At 50.0% G+C, this 18,421-nt stretch carries 18 protein-coding genes and 1 tRNA gene; 7 read left to right on the forward strand and 12 right to left on the reverse strand.

The window, feature by feature from the left end:
• Positions 1–2: 2 nt before the first annotated feature.
• Both znuB and IEW74_RS08340 read right to left on the reverse strand, forming a co-directional pair.
• On the reverse strand, positions 3–797 hold the full coding sequence (znuB, locus tag IEW74_RS08335) for a zinc ABC transporter permease subunit ZnuB (protein ID WP_188663744.1): 795 nt from the start codon (positions 795–797) through the stop codon (positions 3–5).
• A complete protein-coding gene (locus IEW74_RS08340) occupies positions 787–1,593 on the reverse strand; it encodes an ATP-binding cassette domain-containing protein (protein WP_308419092.1) in 807 nt (268 codons plus the stop codon). The genes znuB and IEW74_RS08340 overlap by 11 nt, the downstream gene beginning before the upstream one ends.
• 103 nt (positions 1,594–1,696) lie before the next feature.
• On the opposite strand from IEW74_RS08340, the gene IEW74_RS08345 reads away from it, so the two are divergent.
• The 3 genes from IEW74_RS08345 (at position 1,697) to IEW74_RS08355 (ending at position 6,138) form a co-directional block, all read left to right on the forward strand.
• A complete protein-coding gene (locus IEW74_RS08345; RefSeq protein WP_188663745.1) occupies positions 1,697–2,602 on the forward strand; it encodes a zinc ABC transporter substrate-binding protein in 906 nt (301 codons plus the stop codon).
• A 79-nt stretch (positions 2,603–2,681) separates the two neighbouring features.
• A complete protein-coding gene (locus IEW74_RS08350; protein ID WP_188663747.1) occupies positions 2,682–4,100 on the forward strand; it encodes a tetratricopeptide repeat-containing glycosyltransferase family protein in 1,419 nt (472 codons plus the stop codon).
• A gap of 178 nt (positions 4,101–4,278) precedes the next feature.
• On the forward strand, positions 4,279–6,138 hold the full coding sequence (locus tag IEW74_RS08355) for a Crp/Fnr family transcriptional regulator (RefSeq protein ID WP_188663750.1): 1,860 nt from the start codon (positions 4,279–4,281) through the stop codon (positions 6,136–6,138).
• A 71-nt stretch (positions 6,139–6,209) separates the two neighbouring features.
• On the opposite strand, the gene IEW74_RS08360 is transcribed toward IEW74_RS08355, so the two are convergent.
• Positions 6,210–6,286 (reverse strand) — tRNA-Arg (locus IEW74_RS08360).
• Positions 6,287–6,603: 317 nt separating this feature from the next.
• On the opposite strand from IEW74_RS08360, the gene IEW74_RS08365 reads away from it, so the two are divergent.
• From IEW74_RS08365 to IEW74_RS08375, 3 genes are all read left to right on the forward strand, one after another.
• Positions 6,604–7,767 carry a hypothetical protein gene (locus tag IEW74_RS08365; protein WP_188663753.1) on the forward strand — a complete coding sequence of 388 codons (1,164 nt, stop codon included), beginning with the start codon at positions 6,604–6,606 and terminating at the stop codon, positions 7,765–7,767.
• Between the two features lie 129 nt (positions 7,768–7,896).
• Complete coding sequence (gpt, locus tag IEW74_RS08370; protein WP_188663755.1) at positions 7,897–8,394, forward strand: xanthine phosphoribosyltransferase; 498 nt, start codon at positions 7,897–7,899, stop codon at positions 8,392–8,394.
• Between the two features lie 111 nt (positions 8,395–8,505).
• Complete coding sequence (locus IEW74_RS08375) at positions 8,506–9,567, forward strand: PQQ-dependent sugar dehydrogenase (RefSeq protein ID WP_188663757.1); 1,062 nt, start codon at positions 8,506–8,508, stop codon at positions 9,565–9,567.
• Here the strand turns inward: IEW74_RS08375 and IEW74_RS08380 are convergent.
• Complete coding sequence (locus IEW74_RS08380) at positions 9,555–10,199, reverse strand: NnrU family protein (protein WP_188663759.1); 645 nt, start codon at positions 10,197–10,199, stop codon at positions 9,555–9,557. The two genes, IEW74_RS08375 and IEW74_RS08380, sit on opposite strands and share 13 nt — an antisense overlap.
• A 65-nt stretch (positions 10,200–10,264) precedes the next feature.
• Here IEW74_RS08380 and IEW74_RS08385 point away from each other — a divergent pair, with 65 nt between their 5' ends.
• Complete coding sequence (locus tag IEW74_RS08385; protein ID WP_188663761.1) at positions 10,265–10,474, forward strand: hypothetical protein; 210 nt, start codon at positions 10,265–10,267, stop codon at positions 10,472–10,474.
• Here the strand turns inward: IEW74_RS08385 and IEW74_RS08390 are convergent.
• From IEW74_RS08390 to rsfS, 8 genes are all read right to left on the reverse strand, one after another.
• Positions 10,466–10,942: an RNA pyrophosphohydrolase gene (locus tag IEW74_RS08390; RefSeq protein WP_188663763.1), complete on the reverse strand. Its 477-nt coding sequence runs from the start codon at positions 10,940–10,942 to the stop codon at positions 10,466–10,468. The genes IEW74_RS08385 and IEW74_RS08390 overlap by 9 nt on opposite strands.
• 1 nt (position 10,943) lies before the next feature.
• Positions 10,944–12,374: a divergent polysaccharide deacetylase family protein gene (locus IEW74_RS08395; RefSeq protein ID WP_188663765.1), complete on the reverse strand. Its 1,431-nt coding sequence runs from the start codon at positions 12,372–12,374 to the stop codon at positions 10,944–10,946.
• 15 nt (positions 12,375–12,389) lie between these two features.
• Positions 12,390–13,706 (reverse strand): S41 family peptidase, encoded by a 1,317-nt coding sequence (locus tag IEW74_RS08400; protein WP_188663767.1) that lies wholly within the window; start codon positions 13,704–13,706, stop codon positions 12,390–12,392.
• Positions 13,703–14,950 (reverse strand): murein hydrolase activator EnvC family protein, encoded by a 1,248-nt coding sequence (locus IEW74_RS08405; RefSeq protein WP_188663769.1) that lies wholly within the window; start codon positions 14,948–14,950, stop codon positions 13,703–13,705. Before IEW74_RS08405 ends, IEW74_RS08400 begins: the two co-directional genes overlap by 4 nt.
• The gene (gpmI, locus tag IEW74_RS08410; RefSeq protein ID WP_188663772.1) at positions 14,937–16,499 is read right to left on the reverse strand and encodes a 2,3-bisphosphoglycerate-independent phosphoglycerate mutase; all 1,563 of its coding nucleotides are present in this window, start codon (positions 16,497–16,499) and stop codon (positions 14,937–14,939) included. Before gpmI ends, IEW74_RS08405 begins: the two co-directional genes overlap by 14 nt.
• A gap of 138 nt (positions 16,500–16,637) precedes the next feature.
• Positions 16,638–17,360, reverse strand: coding sequence for a methyl-accepting chemotaxis protein (locus IEW74_RS08415; protein WP_188663774.1), 723 nt, complete (start codon positions 17,358–17,360; stop codon positions 16,638–16,640).
• Positions 17,361–17,556: 196 nt separating this feature from the next.
• A complete protein-coding gene (gene rlmH, locus IEW74_RS08420) occupies positions 17,557–18,021 on the reverse strand; it encodes a 23S rRNA (pseudouridine(1915)-N(3))-methyltransferase RlmH (RefSeq protein ID WP_188663776.1) in 465 nt (154 codons plus the stop codon).
• 5 nt (positions 18,022–18,026) lie between these two features.
• The gene (rsfS, locus tag IEW74_RS08425; protein WP_188663778.1) at positions 18,027–18,395 is read right to left on the reverse strand and encodes a ribosome silencing factor; all 369 of its coding nucleotides are present in this window, start codon (positions 18,393–18,395) and stop codon (positions 18,027–18,029) included.
• Between the last annotated feature and the right edge of the window lie 26 nt (positions 18,396–18,421).

Below are 18,421 nucleotides of genomic sequence, written 5' to 3' on the forward strand. Positions count from 1 at the left end.
GTTTAAGAACCTCTTTGAGACGGCATAGATAAACTCAGGACAAACAATAACATAGCCGCAACCACAACAGAAGGGCCGGACGGCGTGTCATAATACAACGATAAAAACAATCCGCCCACAACAGCCACACCGCCGATCAATGAGGACAGCAAAGCCATCATTTCCGGGGAGGGGGCAAATCGGCGCGCCGTGGCGGCAGGGATAATCAATAATGATGTCACCAATAGAATACCGACAATTTTAATCGCAATCGCCACAACGCCCGCCATCAATAACATAAAAATCAACTTGCTGCGCTGTGGGTTCAACCCTTCAACCTCCGCCAGTTCTTCGCTGACACTGGCGGCCAAAAGGGGGCGCCACGTCAATCCCAATATGGCAAGGATCACACAACCCCCACCATATATCAGGGCGATATCCCCTTTGGAAACAGCCAGAATATCACCAAACAAATAGCCCATCAGGTCAAGGCGCAACCACGCCATAAACGCCACGAGAACCAACCCGATTGCCAAGGTGGAATGCGACAGGATCCCCAACAACGCATCTGTCGGCAGTGTTTTCTTTTTCTGCAAAAACACCAGTAATAAAGACACAAGGGCGGCGATACCAAACACCCCCAGCGTCATTGAAATATCAAATAAGAAGGAGAGCGCCACCCCAAGAAGCGCGGAATGGGCCATTGTATCACCGAAATAGGCCATACGGCGCCAGACGACAAAACACCCCAACGGCCCGACAATCAAGGCCAAGCCGACACCCGCGATTAGGGCCCGTGTAAAAAAATCATCGAGCATGATCATGGCCTTCCTCTTCCTTATGACAATGATCACTGACACTGCCATCCGCATGTAAAACACGGCCATCCGATAAATGCGTGTGATCATGGTGATGTCGATAAATCGCGATAGATTCAGCCGCGCGTGCACCAAACAGGTCACTGTATTGTTTGCTCGACATCACACTTTGCGGGGTGCCCGTACAACAGACATGACCGTTCAGACATAAAACACGGTCCGTTTTCGCCATGACCACGTGCAGATCATGTGAGATTAATAAAACCCCGCATCCGGTTTCATCACGAAACCGTCCAATCAGATCATAAAGGGCAGCTTCACCCGCGTAATCCACGCCCTGAACCGGTTCATCCAACACCAGCAAATCCGGTTTTCCGATGAAGGCACGGGCCAAAAGGGCGCGTTGGAGCTCCCCACCGGAAAGATGCTGCACCAAGTCATCTGTACGCCCGCTTAAGCCCACTTGACCCAGCGCGTCTTCTATTTGCGCCGTGCTGTAATGTGCCCCCAATGTCATCAACCGCCGAACGGTTAAAGGTAAGGTGGCATCTACGGAAAATTTTTGCGGAACATAACCGATGCTCAGGTCAGATTTCCGCAAAGCGCGCCCTTCATCTACCTTTTCCAGCCCGATCGCACATTTCACTGTCGTGCTTTTACCAGACCCATTGGGGCCGATTAACGTCACGATTTCACCCGGTTTGACATGCAAATCCACATTGCGGATCAGCCAGCGCCCCTGACGGTAAACGCCCGCGCCAGTCAATGCAATCAGGTCCTGTTGTTGGGTATTCAAGGTAGATCACCTTCTGTTTTTTTCTGCTTGATCGGTCTTTTAGCATACGTTATATCATTACGTAAATATTGTTATAGTATAACATTTCATTTAGGACCCTCCCATGAAACGCCCCTTTTTTCTTGCCACCGCCCTTGCCTTTGCCACTTTTTCCCTGCCCGCTTTTGCTTTGGACGTTGCTGTCACCATCAAACCATTACATTCCCTCGTTTTTGGTGTGATGTCCGGTGTTGGTGAACCAACCCTGATTGTGAAAGGCGCCGGTTCGCCCCATGATTATCATTTACGTCCATCGGATGCCCAAAACCTGCAAAAGGCCGATGTTATTTTCTGGATCGGGGACGAGTTGGAAACATTCATGGAAAGTCCGTTAAAATCTTTGGGACAAAACGCCAAAGTCGTCGCAATGGAAGATGCCGCCGGTCTTCATATGATTAAAAACCATGAAGAAAACGAACATCACGACCACGACGAAGATGGACACCACCACGGTGACATGGATATGCATCTTTGGCTGGACCCCCAAAACGCCAAAGCAATGGTTGGTACAATTGCACAAACCCTGATCGAGCACGACCCGCAACACAAAGCCCAATACCAAGCCAACGCCGAAAAAATGCACGTCCGTCTGGATCAGATGGCCCATGATATCGGACAGCGATTGGAAAATATCCACGATATCCCCTTTGTCGTCTTCCATGATGCCTATGCCCATTTTGAACATCGTTTTCACATCAATATCGTCGCATCCGTTACGCTGTCTCCAGAAAAAATGCCCGGCGCCAAACATCTGGAGGAAGTCCGCCAGACCATCCAAAAAAGCAAAGCGGTCTGTGTCTTCAGGGAACCTCAATTCCAGCCTAAACTGGTCAAAACCGTCATTGAAGGCAGCACCGCCAAAAGCGGCGTGCTCGACCCACTTGGCGCTTCCCTCGAAGAAGGACCGGATATGTATTTCAAACTTATAGATAACCTTGCGAGCTCGCTTGAAACTTGCCTAACGTCCTGATTTCACATTCAGTCTTTTGAACCCGAGAATTTTTGTATAAGCTAGCGTCCCGCCCACAAACAGGACGCTGGCTTTTTTTATGACGACGCCTCCCGCTATCGAATTCAACAAATTGCCACCAGAAGAAAAAGCACAACTGCTTTTCCAAAAGGCCGTGCGCCTGCATCAATCCAATAAACTGGACGAAGCCCTTAAATATTACGCACAATGCACCCAATTGGACGGGACTTTTGCCGATGCCTACAACAATATGGCTGTGGCCTTACGTAAATTGGGGCGGTTTAATGCTGCCCTGACCTGTTACAAACGATCGCTTGCCATTCGTCCTGATCATGGGGCGACCTATTCTAATATGGGCAATGTCCTGAATGATCTGGACCGTTTAGAAGAAGCCCTTGCGGCCCATACCAAAGCCATCGAACTGATGCCGGACGAGCTTCTTTACCTCTATAATGCTGCCCTTGTTTTACGCGATGCGGGTAAATGCAAAGATGCCATTGCCCTTTTCAATAAAATTCTGAACATAGACCCAGATTATAAAAATTGCCGTTGGGACCGTGCCCTGACCTATCTTATGTCTGGTGATTTTGAAACCGGATTTGCCGAATATGATGCCCGTTGGTCACTGGACCGAAGCCCGCCGCGCACCTTCATACAACCGCGTTGGACCGGGGAAGCCTTAACCGATTGCACCTTGTTTATTCACCGTGAACAAGGTTTTGGTGACGCCATCCAGTTTGTCCGCCTGCTCCCCCTCATTAAAGAGAAATTCGGCGGCACTGTTATTTTAGAAACCCCGCCTGAACTCATGCGCCTGTTTGAACAAATGGACGCAGTCGATCAATTGATCCCCAGTGGACAGGTTCCTCCTGTCTTTGATTTCTGGGTTCCGTTAATGAGTTTGGGACATATCCTGCATATTCGTGAAAATTGCATCCCCGGCACACCGCCTTATTTACACAAACCGGACAAACATCCCCTTCATCTTCGCCCCGCGCCCAAAGGCGGCATGAACATCGGTATTGCATGGGCAGGCAGCCCGACCCATCAAAATGATCGCAGACGATCTGTTGCGCTGGACCTTTTTCTGCCACTGGCCAATGATGCCGACACCACATTGATCAGCCTGCAAAAAGGACCGGCCTGCAAAGATTTAATGACCACCGGGGCCAATTGTGTGGTTCTTGATGCAGGCAAGGATTTAAAAGATTTTGCAGACAGTGCCGCCCTAATCGACCAGTTGGACCTTGTTGTCACCGTTGATACCTCTGTCGCTCATTTAGCCGGGGCAATGGGCAAAGAAGTCTGGGTTTTATTGCCCTTTACACCCGATTGGCGCTGGATGTGGCATCGAAACGACAGCCCGTGGTATCCCGACATGCGCCTTTTCAGGCAAGATCATCCTGGTGATTGGGAAGGTTGTTTCAGAAAAATTTACCGCGCACTGGCTGAAAAACGTCTGCGGCAGATGCGCAATAGAGATACTACTCCAACATGACCATAGGTCTTGCACGTTGCAAAAACCTAACTTGCAGTCATCCACCCCCCCTGTTTTACAAGATATATCCCCCTGTCAAACAGGAGATTGCATTTACAATTTCATTTTCTTGCATGATAATTTTCCCTTAAGAGAATTTCTGTATAATACAGAAAGACTTGAAAGAGGTAAGACAAAGATGTCCGACGGCGGGACCATCAAAAAGTTTAAGAACGGCGAGATCATTTTTAATGAAGGCGAGGCCAGCGGGGCTGCCTATGTCATCATTAAGGGGGCTGTTGAACTGACCAAAAACAGCAAACACGGTGCTGTGCGTCTCGCCAACTTGAAAGCCGGTGAGCTGTTTGGTGAAATGGGTATTATTGATGCCAGCCCCCGCAGTGCCACGGCACGTGCAGTTGGTTCGACTACACTCAAAGAGATACAACCCGAAAACCTGCTGAAAGGCATTCAAACCGACCCTGACCTTTCCTCCAAAGTCATGTCAAAACTGGTGGAACGTCTACGCGCCGCCGATGAAATGCTGGCCAAAGCGGGGATTTCTTCCAAAGCCGCACAACCGTCACCCGACCCGACAAAACCGGCGGCAAGCCTCCCAAAGAAAAAGGGATTTTTTTCCCGCTTGTTCAGTGCAGACAAAGGACGTCAGGCCACATTCGAAATTTTACTGGCCGATTTGCACGATGACCCGGATAATCAAATCACGAGCGCGTTTTACGAAAGCCTGAAGACATTGGCCCAACGTTTGGGCGGTGCACATATTAATATCCGCCGCACCGAATCGCCTTTTGCGCTGAATGATTTCAACGACAGTCCGATGGTTTGGGGACAGATGAAATCAACCGCACAACGCTGGCTCAATGAACTGGATGGCGATTTGCTGGTATGGGGACAGGCGCGAAACAATGCGCAAACCGTTCACTTGCGACTGGCTCAATTACACCCTTTGCGCCACGAGCGCGCCGGCAGCATATTGCCCTGCGATGGCATTGATATGCCCAGCGAATTGGACGATATCCTTGCCCCCTACCTTTACGGTGTCGTTCTGGCCGCCTTGATCCCGTCCAATAAAACGCAACTTGACTGTATGGAAAGTTTGCTGGAAAGCGCATTAAGCGATGCCCGCCCCGCCTTGCAAAAACGCATGCGCGAATTAAAAACACCGCAACAAGCCCGCTTTGAAACCGGACTGGCCAACCTGATGGCCTCTTGCGGGTATTTCACCAAAAAAACGATCTATCTGAAAGAAGCTGAAGAAACCTATCTCAAGGTTTTGCGCTCCATCCGGCGTGGGTCCGGCGACCTGTGGGAAGGGATTGTCCATCGCCACCTTGCCTATACGCAAAACAGCTGGTTCGAAATGGGCGGGGAGAAAAACCTGCTTGAGGCCGCTATCGAATCTTTACGCGAAGCCAGTCGGGTCTTTGAAAAAAGCACCTTTCCAACCGAATGGGCTGATCTACAGGCCATGACCGGGCAATTGCTTTATAAAAAAGATCAAATCAGTGATGACGATAACGCGCTGGAAGAATCAATTTCGGCTTATCAAAATGCCTTGCAGGTCTTTACGGCGTCTGCCACCCCGCAACGCTGGGGGGAAGCCAAACATCATTTGGCCCGTGCCCTTCAATTGCTGGGCAGCCAACGCGGTGATCTGGATATGATTGCCCGTTCTGCCGAAGCCTGCCGCGAAGCCCTTGCTGTGCGCAGCAAAACCCATACCCCCATGTTGTGGGCCGCAACGCAAAATAATTTGGGGTCTGCTCTGTTCATGCTTTGTCAAAAAACGCGAAAACCGGAAACCGCCGATGCCGCTGTCAAAGCCTTTCAGGCGGCGCTGGACGTTTACGAAGCCCGCAAAGCAACCAAACTGGCACAAGTCACCCAGAAAAACCTGACACGCGCACAGGAAGTTGCCATCGACCTTGGCCCCCTACCCGAAACACAAAATAGTACAGAAACCGAAAACTTCACGCTGGAAGATTTTGATGACAGTGCCGAAACAGCGGCTGAAGAGGAGACATTGCGCGAAGAATAAAATCACACGCCTAAAAAATATACTGTTGAAAAGAACAAAGCCCCAAGGCGTTAACCTTGAGGCTTTGAAAATGGCGCGCCCAGAAGGAGTCGAACCTCCAACCGCCTGATTCGTAGTCAGGTACTCTATCCAGTTGAGCTATGGGCGCTTATTTTATTTACCGTCCCGGAAAGAACCGTTGGGCAACCCCTTGTGGGGTGGCGCGGAAAGTAGCGATATGAAGCACATCGGTCAAGAGGAAAAATGCACTTTTTTTCAAAAAAATTACGTTCCAGATAAAATATCCTTAGGATATTGCAAAAAAACACAAATACGCCCTTGTCGCCTACGGTTTATTTAGGGTAAGATTTGCCCGCATTTAACTGGGGGGAACCAAGGGCTTACCTCAGGGGAAATCAACAAATCATAGAGTTCGGTAGTATCCTCTGCCGAATTTGAGACTTAAAACAAAGGTAGCCGTACACTATGGTTCTTAAGTGGTCAAAGGCAGGGATTGTTGTAACAACGCTCGCGTTGTCTGCGTGCTCTTTTACAGAAGAGGCATTATGGCCTTCCCTGACAGGGGAAGATCCGGCAGAAAACACTGCTACGTCTGAACAAGTTGCGCAAGAAGAAGCAGCTAGTCAATCAATCGCCAGCACGGGCCAGCCCGTCCTTGGTACAACGAATTTCGATCCGGCCCCTGTGACGCAGGGTGAAGCAACCGGCACTTTTGTTGGCAAAAAAGTCGTGAGCATGCGCAGTGAACTGGCACAGTTGATTGACCAGATCCGCGTCCACAACGGCGAATTGCAGGCATTACGTGGAAAAACGGTTCAGGATTCGCAACGTTATCATGGCACCGTTGCCGCCATTAACGCACGTTTGCAGGTCGGCACCACCCCCGGCAACCCAATCCTGGTTCAACAATTCAACAGTTCACTAAGCGATCTGGATCGTATCAGCAGCGATATTGCGCAAATGAGCTCTCTGGCACAAAAGGTTGCCGAAGATTCCGCCATGTCGGCTTATATGCTGGAATCGGTTCAATCCGCATTCGGTCTGTCCGGTGCCGTTGATGAAGATCACCGTCAATTGGCGATTTTGCAGGATGAGGTTAATCAAACCGTTGTCTTGATCGAACGCCTCCTCAAAGAAGTCACCGAAGATGTGCGCCGCCAAACCAATTATGTTGCCGCTGAACGCGCCAACCTGAATGCACTGGCTGCGGGCGTGAAAGCCGGTGAAATTTACGGTGCATCCCTGTCCAACCGCATGAGCGGGTCCGCAACAGGCATTACATCCAGCATTACCCGTCCGAGCTTCCAACGCAGTGCGCTGCCGACAAACCGTCGCCCGCTCGTTGTTATTCGCTTTGACCGTAATAAAGTCAACTATCAGCAAGCTTTGTACACAACCGTTAGTCAGGTGCTGGATCGTCGCCCCGATGCGACCTTTGATCTGGTTGCCATTACACCGCAACAAGCTGCGGTCGGGCAGCAGGCACTGGGTTCCACACAAGCGCGCCGTCAGGCCGAACAAGTTCTGCAAAGCCTGACTGAAATGGGCCTTCCGCCCAGCCGCGTTGCCTTGAGTGCCAGCACCAGCCGCACGGCACAGTCTAACGAAGTGCATCTCTACTTGCGCTAAGACAATTGACCACACGCAAAAAAGCCGATCCGAATAAAAAAAGCGGGTCGGCTTTTTTATCTTCTTTGACTTGACCGATCGTTCAAGTTATTAGAAGGGGCATTTTACGTAGAAAATTGAAGGTAAGTCATGACCTCTTTGGAAGACGATATCGTTTCAGAAGTCGTATCTTGGGCTGAAGTCCATAAAGATACGCGCGCCCTTGCCCGCCAAATCCACACAAAGGGCACATTCAAAGGCATTATCGCGATTACACGCGGCGGCCTGATACCGGCGGCCATTATGGCCCGTGAACTGGGAATTAAACTGATCGAAACCGTTTGCGTTGAGGCTTATCGCGACGATGCCGCAGAACTGAGTGGTTCCGTCAATGTAATGAAAGAAGCCAGCATGGCAGGTGACGGCGAAGATTGGCTGATGATTGACGATCTGGTCGATACCGGGACAACCGCCAAAGCCGTGCGCGAGATGATGCCGAAAGCCTTTTTCGTGACGCTTTATGCCAAACCGGAAGGCCGTCCTTTGGTTGACAGTTTTGTCAAAGAAGTTGCGCAGGAAACATGGGTGTTCTTCCCTTGGGATACCCAACTGCAATACAGCAAACCGATCGGAACCGATAAAGGTTGATCAAACACCCTTTGCTTTAAAAAAATCCCCGTACAGCAACAGTTTGTGCGGGGATTTTTATTGTATGCGCAACGAGAATGAACCTGCTATACTTCTTATATGAAAATCTGCTTGTTCCTTGTTACGCTTTTTGCGTCTTTTTCGGCATTTGCAAATCCCATTTTGCCCGATGGTTTTCGCCTGAACACCTTTGCCTATATCCCCGGTGCGCGCACGCTTGTCGGCGTTCCGCAACTAGGGGTCGTTTTTGTCGGGACACGTGAGTCGTCTATTTATGCGATTCTGGATGAAAATCGGGATGGCAAAGCCGAAGAGGTCCGCCTCCTCAGCAGTAACCTGACTGTCCCGAATGGATTGGCATGGAAAGACGGTTTTCTCTATGTTATCGAACAACATCGACTGATCCGCTATGAAATCGGCACCCGACTGCCGGAAAATCTGCCGAACCCCGAAATTCTTTTTGATCAATTCCCAAACAAGCGCTGGCATGGTTGGCGTTACGGGGTCTTTGGACCGGACGGCGGTCTTTATGTCAGCATTGGCACACCTTGCAATATCTGCCGCACCCGGAGAATGGAGGGCACTATTCTTCGTTTTGATCCCGACACATGGGTTCCGGTTGTTTTTGCCCGGGGCATTCGCAACAGTGTCGGCTTGGCCTTTGATCCCGTTACGCGTGATTTATTTTTTACCGATAATGGCGCCGACAATATGGGGGATGATATTCCCGCCGATGAATTGAACCGCGCACCTGTTGCAGGTTTGCATTTCGGTTATCCCTATTTCGGGGGTGGACAATCCCGCGTCAGCGACTTTATTGATGAAACACCCCCGGCCAACCGCCCCCCGGTTCATGCTTTTCAGGCACACGTTGCCCCGTTGGGTCTGGAATTTTACACAGGAACCCGTTTTCCCGAACGTTTTACACGCGGCCTTTTTGTGGCCCAGCATGGCTCATGGAATCGCAGCGCGCCCGTTGGCTACCGCATTTCCTTTCACCCCTTTGATGTACGCGGCAATATTGCAGGGGAGGAAATCTTTATCGACGGTTTTCTTGACCAGGACGATCACCCGATTGCGCGCCCTGTAGACCTTGAACAATGGGCCGATGGTCGTATGTTGATTTCAGATGATTATGAGGGAACCGTCTTTATTCTTGATTATGAAGAATAAGGAATAACGCCAATTACAGGCCCATGCGCCATCACTAATCCACCATAAAGAACAAGGGCAAGAAGCCAGCGCCACCATCCAATATGCGGCCAGCCTTTTTTGACACGGTTTTGTAAATCCTGCCAGTTCTCAATCCCCATTTTATCTTGTCTTTTCTTATTCAGCGAGATCGGACCATAAAGACTAAGCCCGCCCATCAAACCAAAAAACAGAACAGAAGCCACATCCCCATTGGGTAAAATATGCACAAACGACCAAAGTGCAAAAGCCCAGAAAGCCGGGTGTTTCGTCAATGCGACAATGCCGGGGTGGTCCGGGTCAAAGTTTTTGCCACCAATCCCCAACGAAAAGGGGTTCGGCTGCGAAAATGTACAGACCAAAAGCAAGCATACCCAAAACATAACGAACAAAACGGTATGACGCATCCATTGGCTCATCATCCATAATTCGACATAGGGTGCTTGCTGATAGCTGTAAATGAGCCAGACAAACAAGGCCAGACTAATCACGCCATAAACGGACATGAAGGACCGCTCCCCCATTTTCGCCACCACGCTATGACGTAAGGGGGCATAGGATGGAATGATATGTGCAGCCAAAAAGACCGCAACACTGAACAAAAGATCCGACATAATCTTTGCAAAGCTCCTTTCGGGTCGTTAGGCTAGGGATACTGATGTAGAATAAAGGAAATATTATGGCCAACAACGCTGAACTTGCTGCAAAACTTTTACGCGCGGCATCCAACTTCTTTCGTGCAATTGCCGATCAAAACCCGGAACTGAAAGAACAGATGTTGACCAATGCGGACGCCTGCGAATTAATCGCAGATCGCGTTGAAGTTGACCCCCTCGGCATACCGGCAGACGAAGCCGAAAGCCCCCATAATCCAGAGCAGTTAAACTAAATTTTTAAACTGTCTTACGATTTCAGCATAAATATCGCGTTTGAACGGAACAATTAAGTCGACAATCTGGTCCAATTCCACCCACTGCCAACGGGCAAATTCCGGGTGTTCTGTTTCGATATCAATATCGCTATCGCTTCCTTCAAAGGCAAATGCATACCAAATTTGCTTTTGCCCGCGATATTTGCCTTTCCAGACTTTGCCGATCAACTCGTCCGGTAAATCATAGGTCAACCACCCTTCGGTCCGCCCTAAAAAGCGGGCCTTATTGGTGCCGATCTCTTCTTCAAGTTCGCGCAAGGCCGCTGCTTCGGGATCTTCCCCTTTATCAATGCCCCCTTGTGGCATTTGCCAGGCATCCGGCGTATCCAGCCGTTCTGCAACAAAAACCTTACCATCCGAATTAATCAGACAAATCCCGACACAGGGGCGATAGGGTAAATCCTTTTTTTTCTTTTTATTTGCCATGTCAGGATTTTTGCCTTCCCGCCAGAAAACTCATGGGTGTTAATTGCACGCCCTGAGCTTGCAAACTCCCGGCCCATGTCTTCAGGATTTCCAGACTATTGGGCGTTGCACGCATCATGGCAACCGTCATCCCCTGATTTTTGGCAACCGCTGCCAAAGTTTCCAGCTGTGCCCGGATCCGTGTCGGTGCCACATTGGTATCGACTTGGCTGTTGGCAATGGCGCGGGGCAATTGCATCTGGTCTGCCATTTCCAAGGAAACACTACCTTGCGCCGTATGCGGATCCATAAAGAACAAACCACGGGCTTTCAATTCCCCCAACACCGGCGCCATCGCTTTGGCATCCCGCAAAAAACGTGTTCCGTATTCACCGACAAATCCGGTATAGCCTTGCGCCTGCCCCATAATCAAACTTAACAGTTTCAGGTTTTCCGCCGGTTTTTTCGTCGTCATCATGGCCAAGGGGCCGGGATCATCAACCGGAAAGCTTTCCGCTTCCATCGGTAAATCCAACAAAACTTCATGGCCCATCGCACGGGCTTTTTCCACCCATTGCTTCACGCCGCGTCCATAGGGGCTAAAGGCAAGTGTTGCCTCTGCCGGGGCATGATCGATGACGGCTTGCGTCAAACTTTCACTCATGCCCAACCCGGTGATGACAAGGCCGATCATAGGTTTGCTGGGATCCCCGCCAAAGGGACGGGCATATGTTTTCCACGATTCACGACCGTCTTCTGAAATAATCGGCAGCAAACCTTCCTGTGTTTGTTCCAACAACTTCCCATCTACGGCTTGGGCGGCACCTTGCGCGGCTTTTGGTGTTCCCAATCCTGCCACGGCCGTTGGCAAAACAGCCGGGATCATCACGCCGACCTCACCCACAGCCGCTGTTGACAATGGGGCATCCGGGTTTTCAGGATTATATCCCCCCATATTCCCCCCCATAGAAGGGGCTGGACTTGATGGGGCTTCAGACAAAGCGGCCCCAGCTGTCAATTTACCTGTTGTGGCACCACCTGCGGTCAGTTTTGCACCACCCGTCACACCCCCTGCCGTCAATTTTGTTTGTGGCGTCAGGCCGGATGTGGCCTGTTGTTGCAGGGCCAGACCAACCGCCGTCCCCACACCGCCGGATTTTGCCGCCCCGGCCTCTGCCATTTCAGCATCATCACCGTCGGACATAAAATACCATGCCCCGCCGCCGATAGCCGACAGTCCCAAGACCGCCGCAACACCAATGATCGCCAGCTTCTTTTTATCTTTCAGCAGCTCTTTGAATTTAGATGATCCGCCCCCTTCATCATAATCGAAATCGTCTTCTAAATCGAAGTCGTCATCGTCATAATCGGTGGGGGCGGGAACGCCGCTTTCCCCACTTGGCATATCATCGTCATCATCCAGATCAAAGTCGTCGAGGGTGTCGTCGGCCATGTCAGTTACTTTCCGTTATTCTTCCGTTGTACGCGGCATTTCAGAATAAAGGGCAATCCCGGCGATCAGATCCAGCGCACGGCTTAACTGATAGTCTTCCGGTTTTTCTTCTTCTTTATCCTTGCCGTTACGTTCGGCTTCAACTTTCTTTTGCCGTTCTTCTGCATTCTCATCGGTATTTTCAAGAGAACCACGCAAATCCGCCTCGCGTGTTCCCACACCCGTTCCAATTTTTTCAATACGGGCGATTTCAACCTTGATATCGGGTTCGATCCCAACCGCCTGAATAGAACGCCCGGATGGTGTGTAATAACGCGCGGTTGTCAAACGCATCGCCCCATTTGTTCCCATCGGAATGATAGTTTGAACGGACCCTTTCCCAAAAGAACGTGTCCCCAAGATCAAGGCACGGGCATGATCCTGTAACGCCCCGGCAACAATTTCAGACGCAGACGCAGACCCACCGTTAATCAACACCACAATCGGCAAACCATCGGCAATATCGCCGGGACGGGCGTTAAAACGTTGAATATCTTCGACACGCCGCGAACGCGTTGAAACAATCTCGCCTTGGTTCAAAAACGCATCTGAAACAGAGATTGCCTGATCCAGCAAACCACCCGGATTGTTTCGCAAATCCAGAACAAGCCCTTTCAGGCGGTCGCCTTTTTCTTCATTAAAGGCATCAACCGCTTTTTTCAGGCCCATCTCGGTCTGCTCGGTAAAGCTTGTGATGCGGATATAACCGACATCGCCTTCCAGATGGTGACGCACGGAAGGCACCTTGATCACAGCCCGCGTCACGGTCACATCAAACGGTTTTTCCCCGTTTCTGCGAATCGTCATTGTCATATCGGCGCCAACCGGGCCGCGCATTTTATCAACGGCCTGATTAAGCGTTAATCCATTAACCGGTTGACCATCCAAATGACTGATCAAGTCACCGGCCTTGATACCTGCTTTAAAGGCCGGTGTTTCATCAATGGGGGAAATTACTTTGATCAATCCGCTCGGGTCCATAGAAACCTGAATGCCCAAACCGCCGAACTGCCCTTTGGTTTGCACTTGCATATCTTTGAAATGATCGGCATTCAAAAAGCTGGAATGCGGATCAAGTGAGCTCAGCATCCCCTGAATCGCGGCTTCTATGATTTCTTGATCGGTTTTCTCTTCCACATAATCGGTGCGGACTTTTTCAAAAACATCACCGAACAAGTCGAGAAGCTGATAAGTCTTGCTCGGATCGTCTTTCTTGACCTCTTGGGCCCCAAGTTGGGTCGCCAACAAAAATGTGCCGAGGAAAGCGATCGTTGTGGAAAGTCGAATGGTCATCCTTGCGCCTTTGCATTGCGTTGCCGGATCCATGGCAACGGATTGATCGGTGCGCCGTTTTTGCGCAGTTCAAAATAAAGAGGGTCACTATTGGATTTATCCACAGACATGGTTCCAACAGGTTCCCCCGCCAAGAGCCATTGCCCCACAGATACATCAATACGATCCATCCCAGTCAGTAGTGTATGATATCCAGCGCCATGATCAATGATTAACAGCTGCTTATACCCCCGAAAAGGGCCTGCAAATGCAATTTGACCGTCATAAGTGGCAACAATTTGCGCCCCACGCCGGGTTTGGAAGCTAAGTCCCTTGTGTTTCCCCCCCAATTTTTCACGTTCCCCAAACTGCATGACAATTGCGCCGCTCGCCGGACGTGTCAAATTCCCTTTGGATTTTGTGATCGGTTTCCCGCTGGGTGGTTTGCCCAAAACGATTTCAAGATCGTTATCGTCTTCCTCAGTTTGCGGTGTATCGGGTTTACGCGGTGGTGTCGCAGCCTGAATTTTGGCCTGACGTTTTTTTTCGCGCTCAATCTCAGCCAACAAATTACGCAATGAATTTGCCTTTTGGCTGAGTTTCTCAATCCGCTGCCCTGCTGCCTTGCTATCGGCAAGATATTTCACACTCAGGGCTTTTTTCTCTTCGATCAAAACATTCAGGCGGCGGCGTTCATCCTCAAGATCACGATTGGCATAACCCAGTCGCTTTTTTTGATCTTCCAGCTTTTCACGCTTTTGCGCGTATCCTTCAACTTCTTGGCGCAAAGCCTCTGCCTGCGCCTGAATATGGGGCACAATAGAGCGTAATAAAATCGCACTGCGCACCATATCAGCAGGCGGTTGCGGCAAGGCAATAATGGCTTCGGGCGGGTTCAGCGCCATACGTTGTAATGCCATTAAGGTTTCCACAGATTGACCGTGGCGTTCTTCCAGAACTTTTCGCGCCTGCTTTTCTTCAAACGTAATTTCCGCCAATGCCTTTTCCAAACGCGTCACATTGGCTTCGCGTTGTTGAACAGATTGTGACAAGGCAATCAGTTCGGCCCGCAGGGCGGAGGCTTCTTTTTTAAGTTGTTCGGATTTCAGACGGAAATCCGTTTTATGTTGTTCGCTGGTTTTAATATCGCTTTCAATACGGCGCAATTCATCCTGTTGACTGGCCGCATCGGCTGTGATCGCCATTGTGCATAAGAACAACGCCGAACACCCTGTTAAAATTGTGCGATATTTATTCCGCTGCACGAAGTCCTGCACCTTTGATCAAAGAAGTCCCCGTCATTTGTGCCGGTTGCGGCAATCCCATCAACTGCAATAAAGTCGGTGCCACATCAGACAGCGCCCCTTCGGACAGTTCTTTCACGTCACCCGGCGCATTGACTAATATCACCGGCACCGGATTTAAGGTATGTGCCGTATGCGGTTGCCCGCTTTTTTCGTCTTTCATCATTTCCGCATTGCCATGATCGGCCGTGACAAACATGACCCCACCCGTTTTTTTGATAGCCGTTTCCAAACGGGCAAGGCAGTTATCAACTGTTTCTGCCGCCTTGATCGCCGCATCTAAAACACCCGTATGTCCCACCATGTCGCCATTGGCATAGTTCACAACGATCAAATCGTATTTTTCGCTTTCAATGGCACCAACCAATTTATCGGTTAATTCAGGGGCCGACATTTCCGGCTGCAAATCATAGGTCGCAACTTTGGGCGATGGGACCAAAATACGATCTTCGCCTTCAAAGACCTGTTCTTCGCCGCCATTGAGGAAGAACGTCACATGCGCATATTTTTCCGTTTCGGCAATACGCAGCTGCTTCAAACCGGCCTCCGCAACCACTTGACCCAGAATGTTTTGTAATTTTTCCGCCGGGAACAAGGCTGTCATAAACCCGTTATGATGAGTGGAATATTCCACCATGCCTGTTTTTTCCACCCAGGAAACAACCTTCTCACGCACAAAACCGTTAAAAGCCGGGTCTGCAAGGGCTGACAGGATTTCACGGGCACGATCAGCACGGAAATTCGCCATCAACAAGGCATCACCATCTTCCATTCCGGCATAATCCCCGATAATGGTTGGCAGTACAAATTCGTCTGTTTCGTCTTTGGCATAAGATTGTGCAATCGCCTGATCGGCACTATCGGCTGTTTCACCGGTTGCACAAACCATTGCAGCATATGCTTTGGACACACGGTCCCAACGTTCGTCACGATCCATCGCATAAAAACGCCCACTCAGCGTAACGATTTTTACATCCACACAATCGGCAATATCATTTTCAAATGTCGCCACATAGTCACGCGCACTGCTGGGTGGGGTATCGCGCCCATCCAAAAAGGCATGAATACGCACGGCAATACCCTGTGCATCCAACGTCTTGGCAAGCGCCACCATATGATCTTGTGAAGAATGCACCCCACCCGGTGAGAGCAATCCCATCATATGACAAACCCCGCCGCTTTTTTTCAAAGCAAGGGCGAGGTCTTTCATGGCATCGGTTTCACCCAATGCATTTTCGGCAACCGCCTTGTCAATGCGGGGTAGGTTTTGCATCACAATGCGACCGGCGCCCAAATTCATATGACCGACTTCTGAATTTCCCATTTGACCACGGGGCAGACCGACATTTTCCGCCGAAGCATTCAAACGTGTTGTCGGGCATTCCCGATAAAGGCGGTCCCACGTTGGTGTGTTTGCCAGCGCAATCGCATTGTCATTCTGTTCGCTACGCTCGCCCCAGCCATCCAAAATACAAAGAACGGTCGGGCGGGGTGTCAAGGTCTGGGTCATTGTTGGTCTTCAAGTCTGAATTAAAAGAAACAGGGGGTGTAATTTATGTGGGTCGCCCCCGCAAAAAAGCCAGAAAAAACGGCTTTGATACGAGAGACGACCCACAAGAATTCATTTCAAATCGAAAGGGAACGTGCCTTAACGCCCGCCGGCTTCGATTTCTTTCAGGCTTTTTTCAGCACGGAACGCTTTTTCAATCGAATCTTGCGCCCGTGTTACCATATTTTTCAAGGTATCCACAAAGCCACGCATATCGTTGGCAACGTTTGTAAAGGTATCTTCGTACTGGCCTGCCGTTGCCGCCTCAATCGCCATGTTGGTCGCGATAGAGTTCGACTGGGAAACAACCTCGGCAATGCGTTTGGCCTGATCGTTCAGATACTTTACGCCCCCATTGTCATCATTGAATTTTTGCAGGGCATAAGCGATGCCGTCCATTTCAGCAGCGTTTTGTTCCTCATCGTATGCATATTCTTCTGTCGCATATTCAGCGCCATCTTCATATTCTTCATAAGACGCATCCGACTGATCCGCACTGTATTCAACCGTCTGATTGTCCGTTGCATCCGCTTCATCTTCTTCAAATGCTTCAATCTTTTTCATTTCCAGATTGATTTGCTCAAGACGGTTCACCAACTCACGGGTATATTGGGTCAAGGCACGAATAGACACACCATAAGTACCGGCACGACCGGCGGCCAATTCTGCGTTCAACGACAAGATACGCATGTCTTCCGCAACATCACCCAAGCCTTGAAATGCCTCAAACGTATTACGGCATTGTTGGAAAAGTTCATGCTGATAGTGCGACACCTGACGGTCTGGCGCATCCAACGTATATGAGCTTAATGAGTCTTGCATTTTTATCGCTATGCCCCTTATTGCTGAAAGTCGTTTCTCAATTTATAGGGATTATGCCTCGTTTCGTCAAAACCGCAAATGTCTTTATTGCACAAAAGTGAATAAAGTGACGAAAAAGAAAGAAAAAAGGGAAAGAGAACAAATCCCCGATGCGTAATTTCAGCGCCCAACGATACATTTGCGCTCAATTTAAAAATCAATCCCGATGATAAGGATGACCGGATAGAATCGCATCGGCACGAAACAATTGTTCGGCCAACATCGGACGCACCAGCATATGAGGCCATGTCATCGCCCCGAAACTGATCAACAGATCCGCACGTTGGCGCACCGTTTCATCCAGACCGTCCGCCCCACCGATAATAAAGGTAATATCACCAACGCCCCGATCCTGCCATTGACCAATTTTACCGGCAAAATCACGGCTGCTCATGGTCTTGCCCCGTTCATCCAACGCAACAACCACCGCCCCGTTCGGGATCGCATTTAACAACAGTTCGGCTTCAGCCTGTTTCAGTTCCGGCCCTGAAAGTTTTTTGCGCACATCCAGTTCTTTAAGAACCGGGGCAGGTCGCATGCGCGCACAATAGGTATCGAAGAGGTCTTTTTCAGGCCCCTTCTTCCACTTGCCCATCGCAAGGATATGGCAACGTGCCTGCATGGCACTTAACCGATATGTTCGGAATTTTCTTCGCTGGTTCCGCTTTCCGGTATGGATACATTCCACATCTTTTCAAGATTGTAGAATTCACGGACTTCCGGGCGGAAAAGATGAACAATCACATCGAATGCGTCAATCACGACCCAATCGCCTTGTTCTTTACCTTCGGCAAACAGGCCTTTCAGACCTTGCGCTTTGAGCTTTTCCATCAAATGTTCCGCCATCGCGACAACTTGACGCTGGGATGTACCGGACGCAATAACAAGGTGATCGGCAATGCTGGATTTCCCTGCCAAATCGATGGTAACGATATCTTTCGCCTTGTCGTCATCAAGTGAGGTGACAGCCAATTCCAAAATTTCCTTGGAAGTCATCTGGCCGTTTTGTTTGCGTGCTATGG

Origin of the sequence: Terasakiella brassicae (assembly GCF_014641495.1) — a bacterium.
Lineage (GTDB): Bacteria > Pseudomonadota > Alphaproteobacteria > Rhodospirillales > Terasakiellaceae > Terasakiella > Terasakiella brassicae.

Coding starts and splice junctions, on each gene's coding strand:
- znuB (WP_188663744.1), bottom strand. CDS start 797: ATGCTCGATGATTTTTTTACACGGGCCCTAATCGCGGGTGTCGGCTTG.
- IEW74_RS08345 (WP_188663745.1), top strand. CDS start 1,697: ATGAAACGCCCCTTTTTTCTTGCCACCGCCCTTGCCTTTGCCACTTTT.
- IEW74_RS08350 (WP_188663747.1), top strand. CDS start 2,682: ATGACGACGCCTCCCGCTATCGAATTCAACAAATTGCCACCAGAAGAA.
- IEW74_RS08355 (WP_188663750.1), top strand. CDS start 4,279: ATGTCCGACGGCGGGACCATCAAAAAGTTTAAGAACGGCGAGATCATT.
- IEW74_RS08365 (WP_188663753.1), top strand. CDS start 6,604: ATGGTTCTTAAGTGGTCAAAGGCAGGGATTGTTGTAACAACGCTCGCG.
- gpt (WP_188663755.1), top strand. CDS start 7,897: ATGACCTCTTTGGAAGACGATATCGTTTCAGAAGTCGTATCTTGGGCT.
- IEW74_RS08380 (WP_188663759.1), bottom strand. CDS start 10,199: ATGTCGGATCTTTTGTTCAGTGTTGCGGTCTTTTTGGCTGCACATATC.
- IEW74_RS08385 (WP_188663761.1), top strand. CDS start 10,265: ATGGCCAACAACGCTGAACTTGCTGCAAAACTTTTACGCGCGGCATCC.
- IEW74_RS08390 (WP_188663763.1), bottom strand. CDS start 10,942: ATGGCAAATAAAAAGAAAAAAAAGGATTTACCCTATCGCCCCTGTGTC.
- IEW74_RS08395 (WP_188663765.1), bottom strand. CDS start 12,374: ATGGCCGACGACACCCTCGACGACTTTGATCTGGATGATGACGATGAT.
- IEW74_RS08400 (WP_188663767.1), bottom strand. CDS start 13,706: ATGACCATTCGACTTTCCACAACGATCGCTTTCCTCGGCACATTTTTG.
- gpmI (WP_188663772.1), bottom strand. CDS start 16,499: ATGACCCAGACCTTGACACCCCGCCCGACCGTTCTTTGTATTTTGGAT.
- IEW74_RS08415 (WP_188663774.1), bottom strand. CDS start 17,360: ATGCAAGACTCATTAAGCTCATATACGTTGGATGCGCCAGACCGTCAG.
- rlmH (WP_188663776.1), bottom strand. CDS start 18,021: ATGCAGGCACGTTGCCATATCCTTGCGATGGGCAAGTGGAAGAAGGGG.
- rsfS (WP_188663778.1), bottom strand. CDS start 18,395: ATGACTTCCAAGGAAATTTTGGAATTGGCTGTCACCTCACTTGATGAC.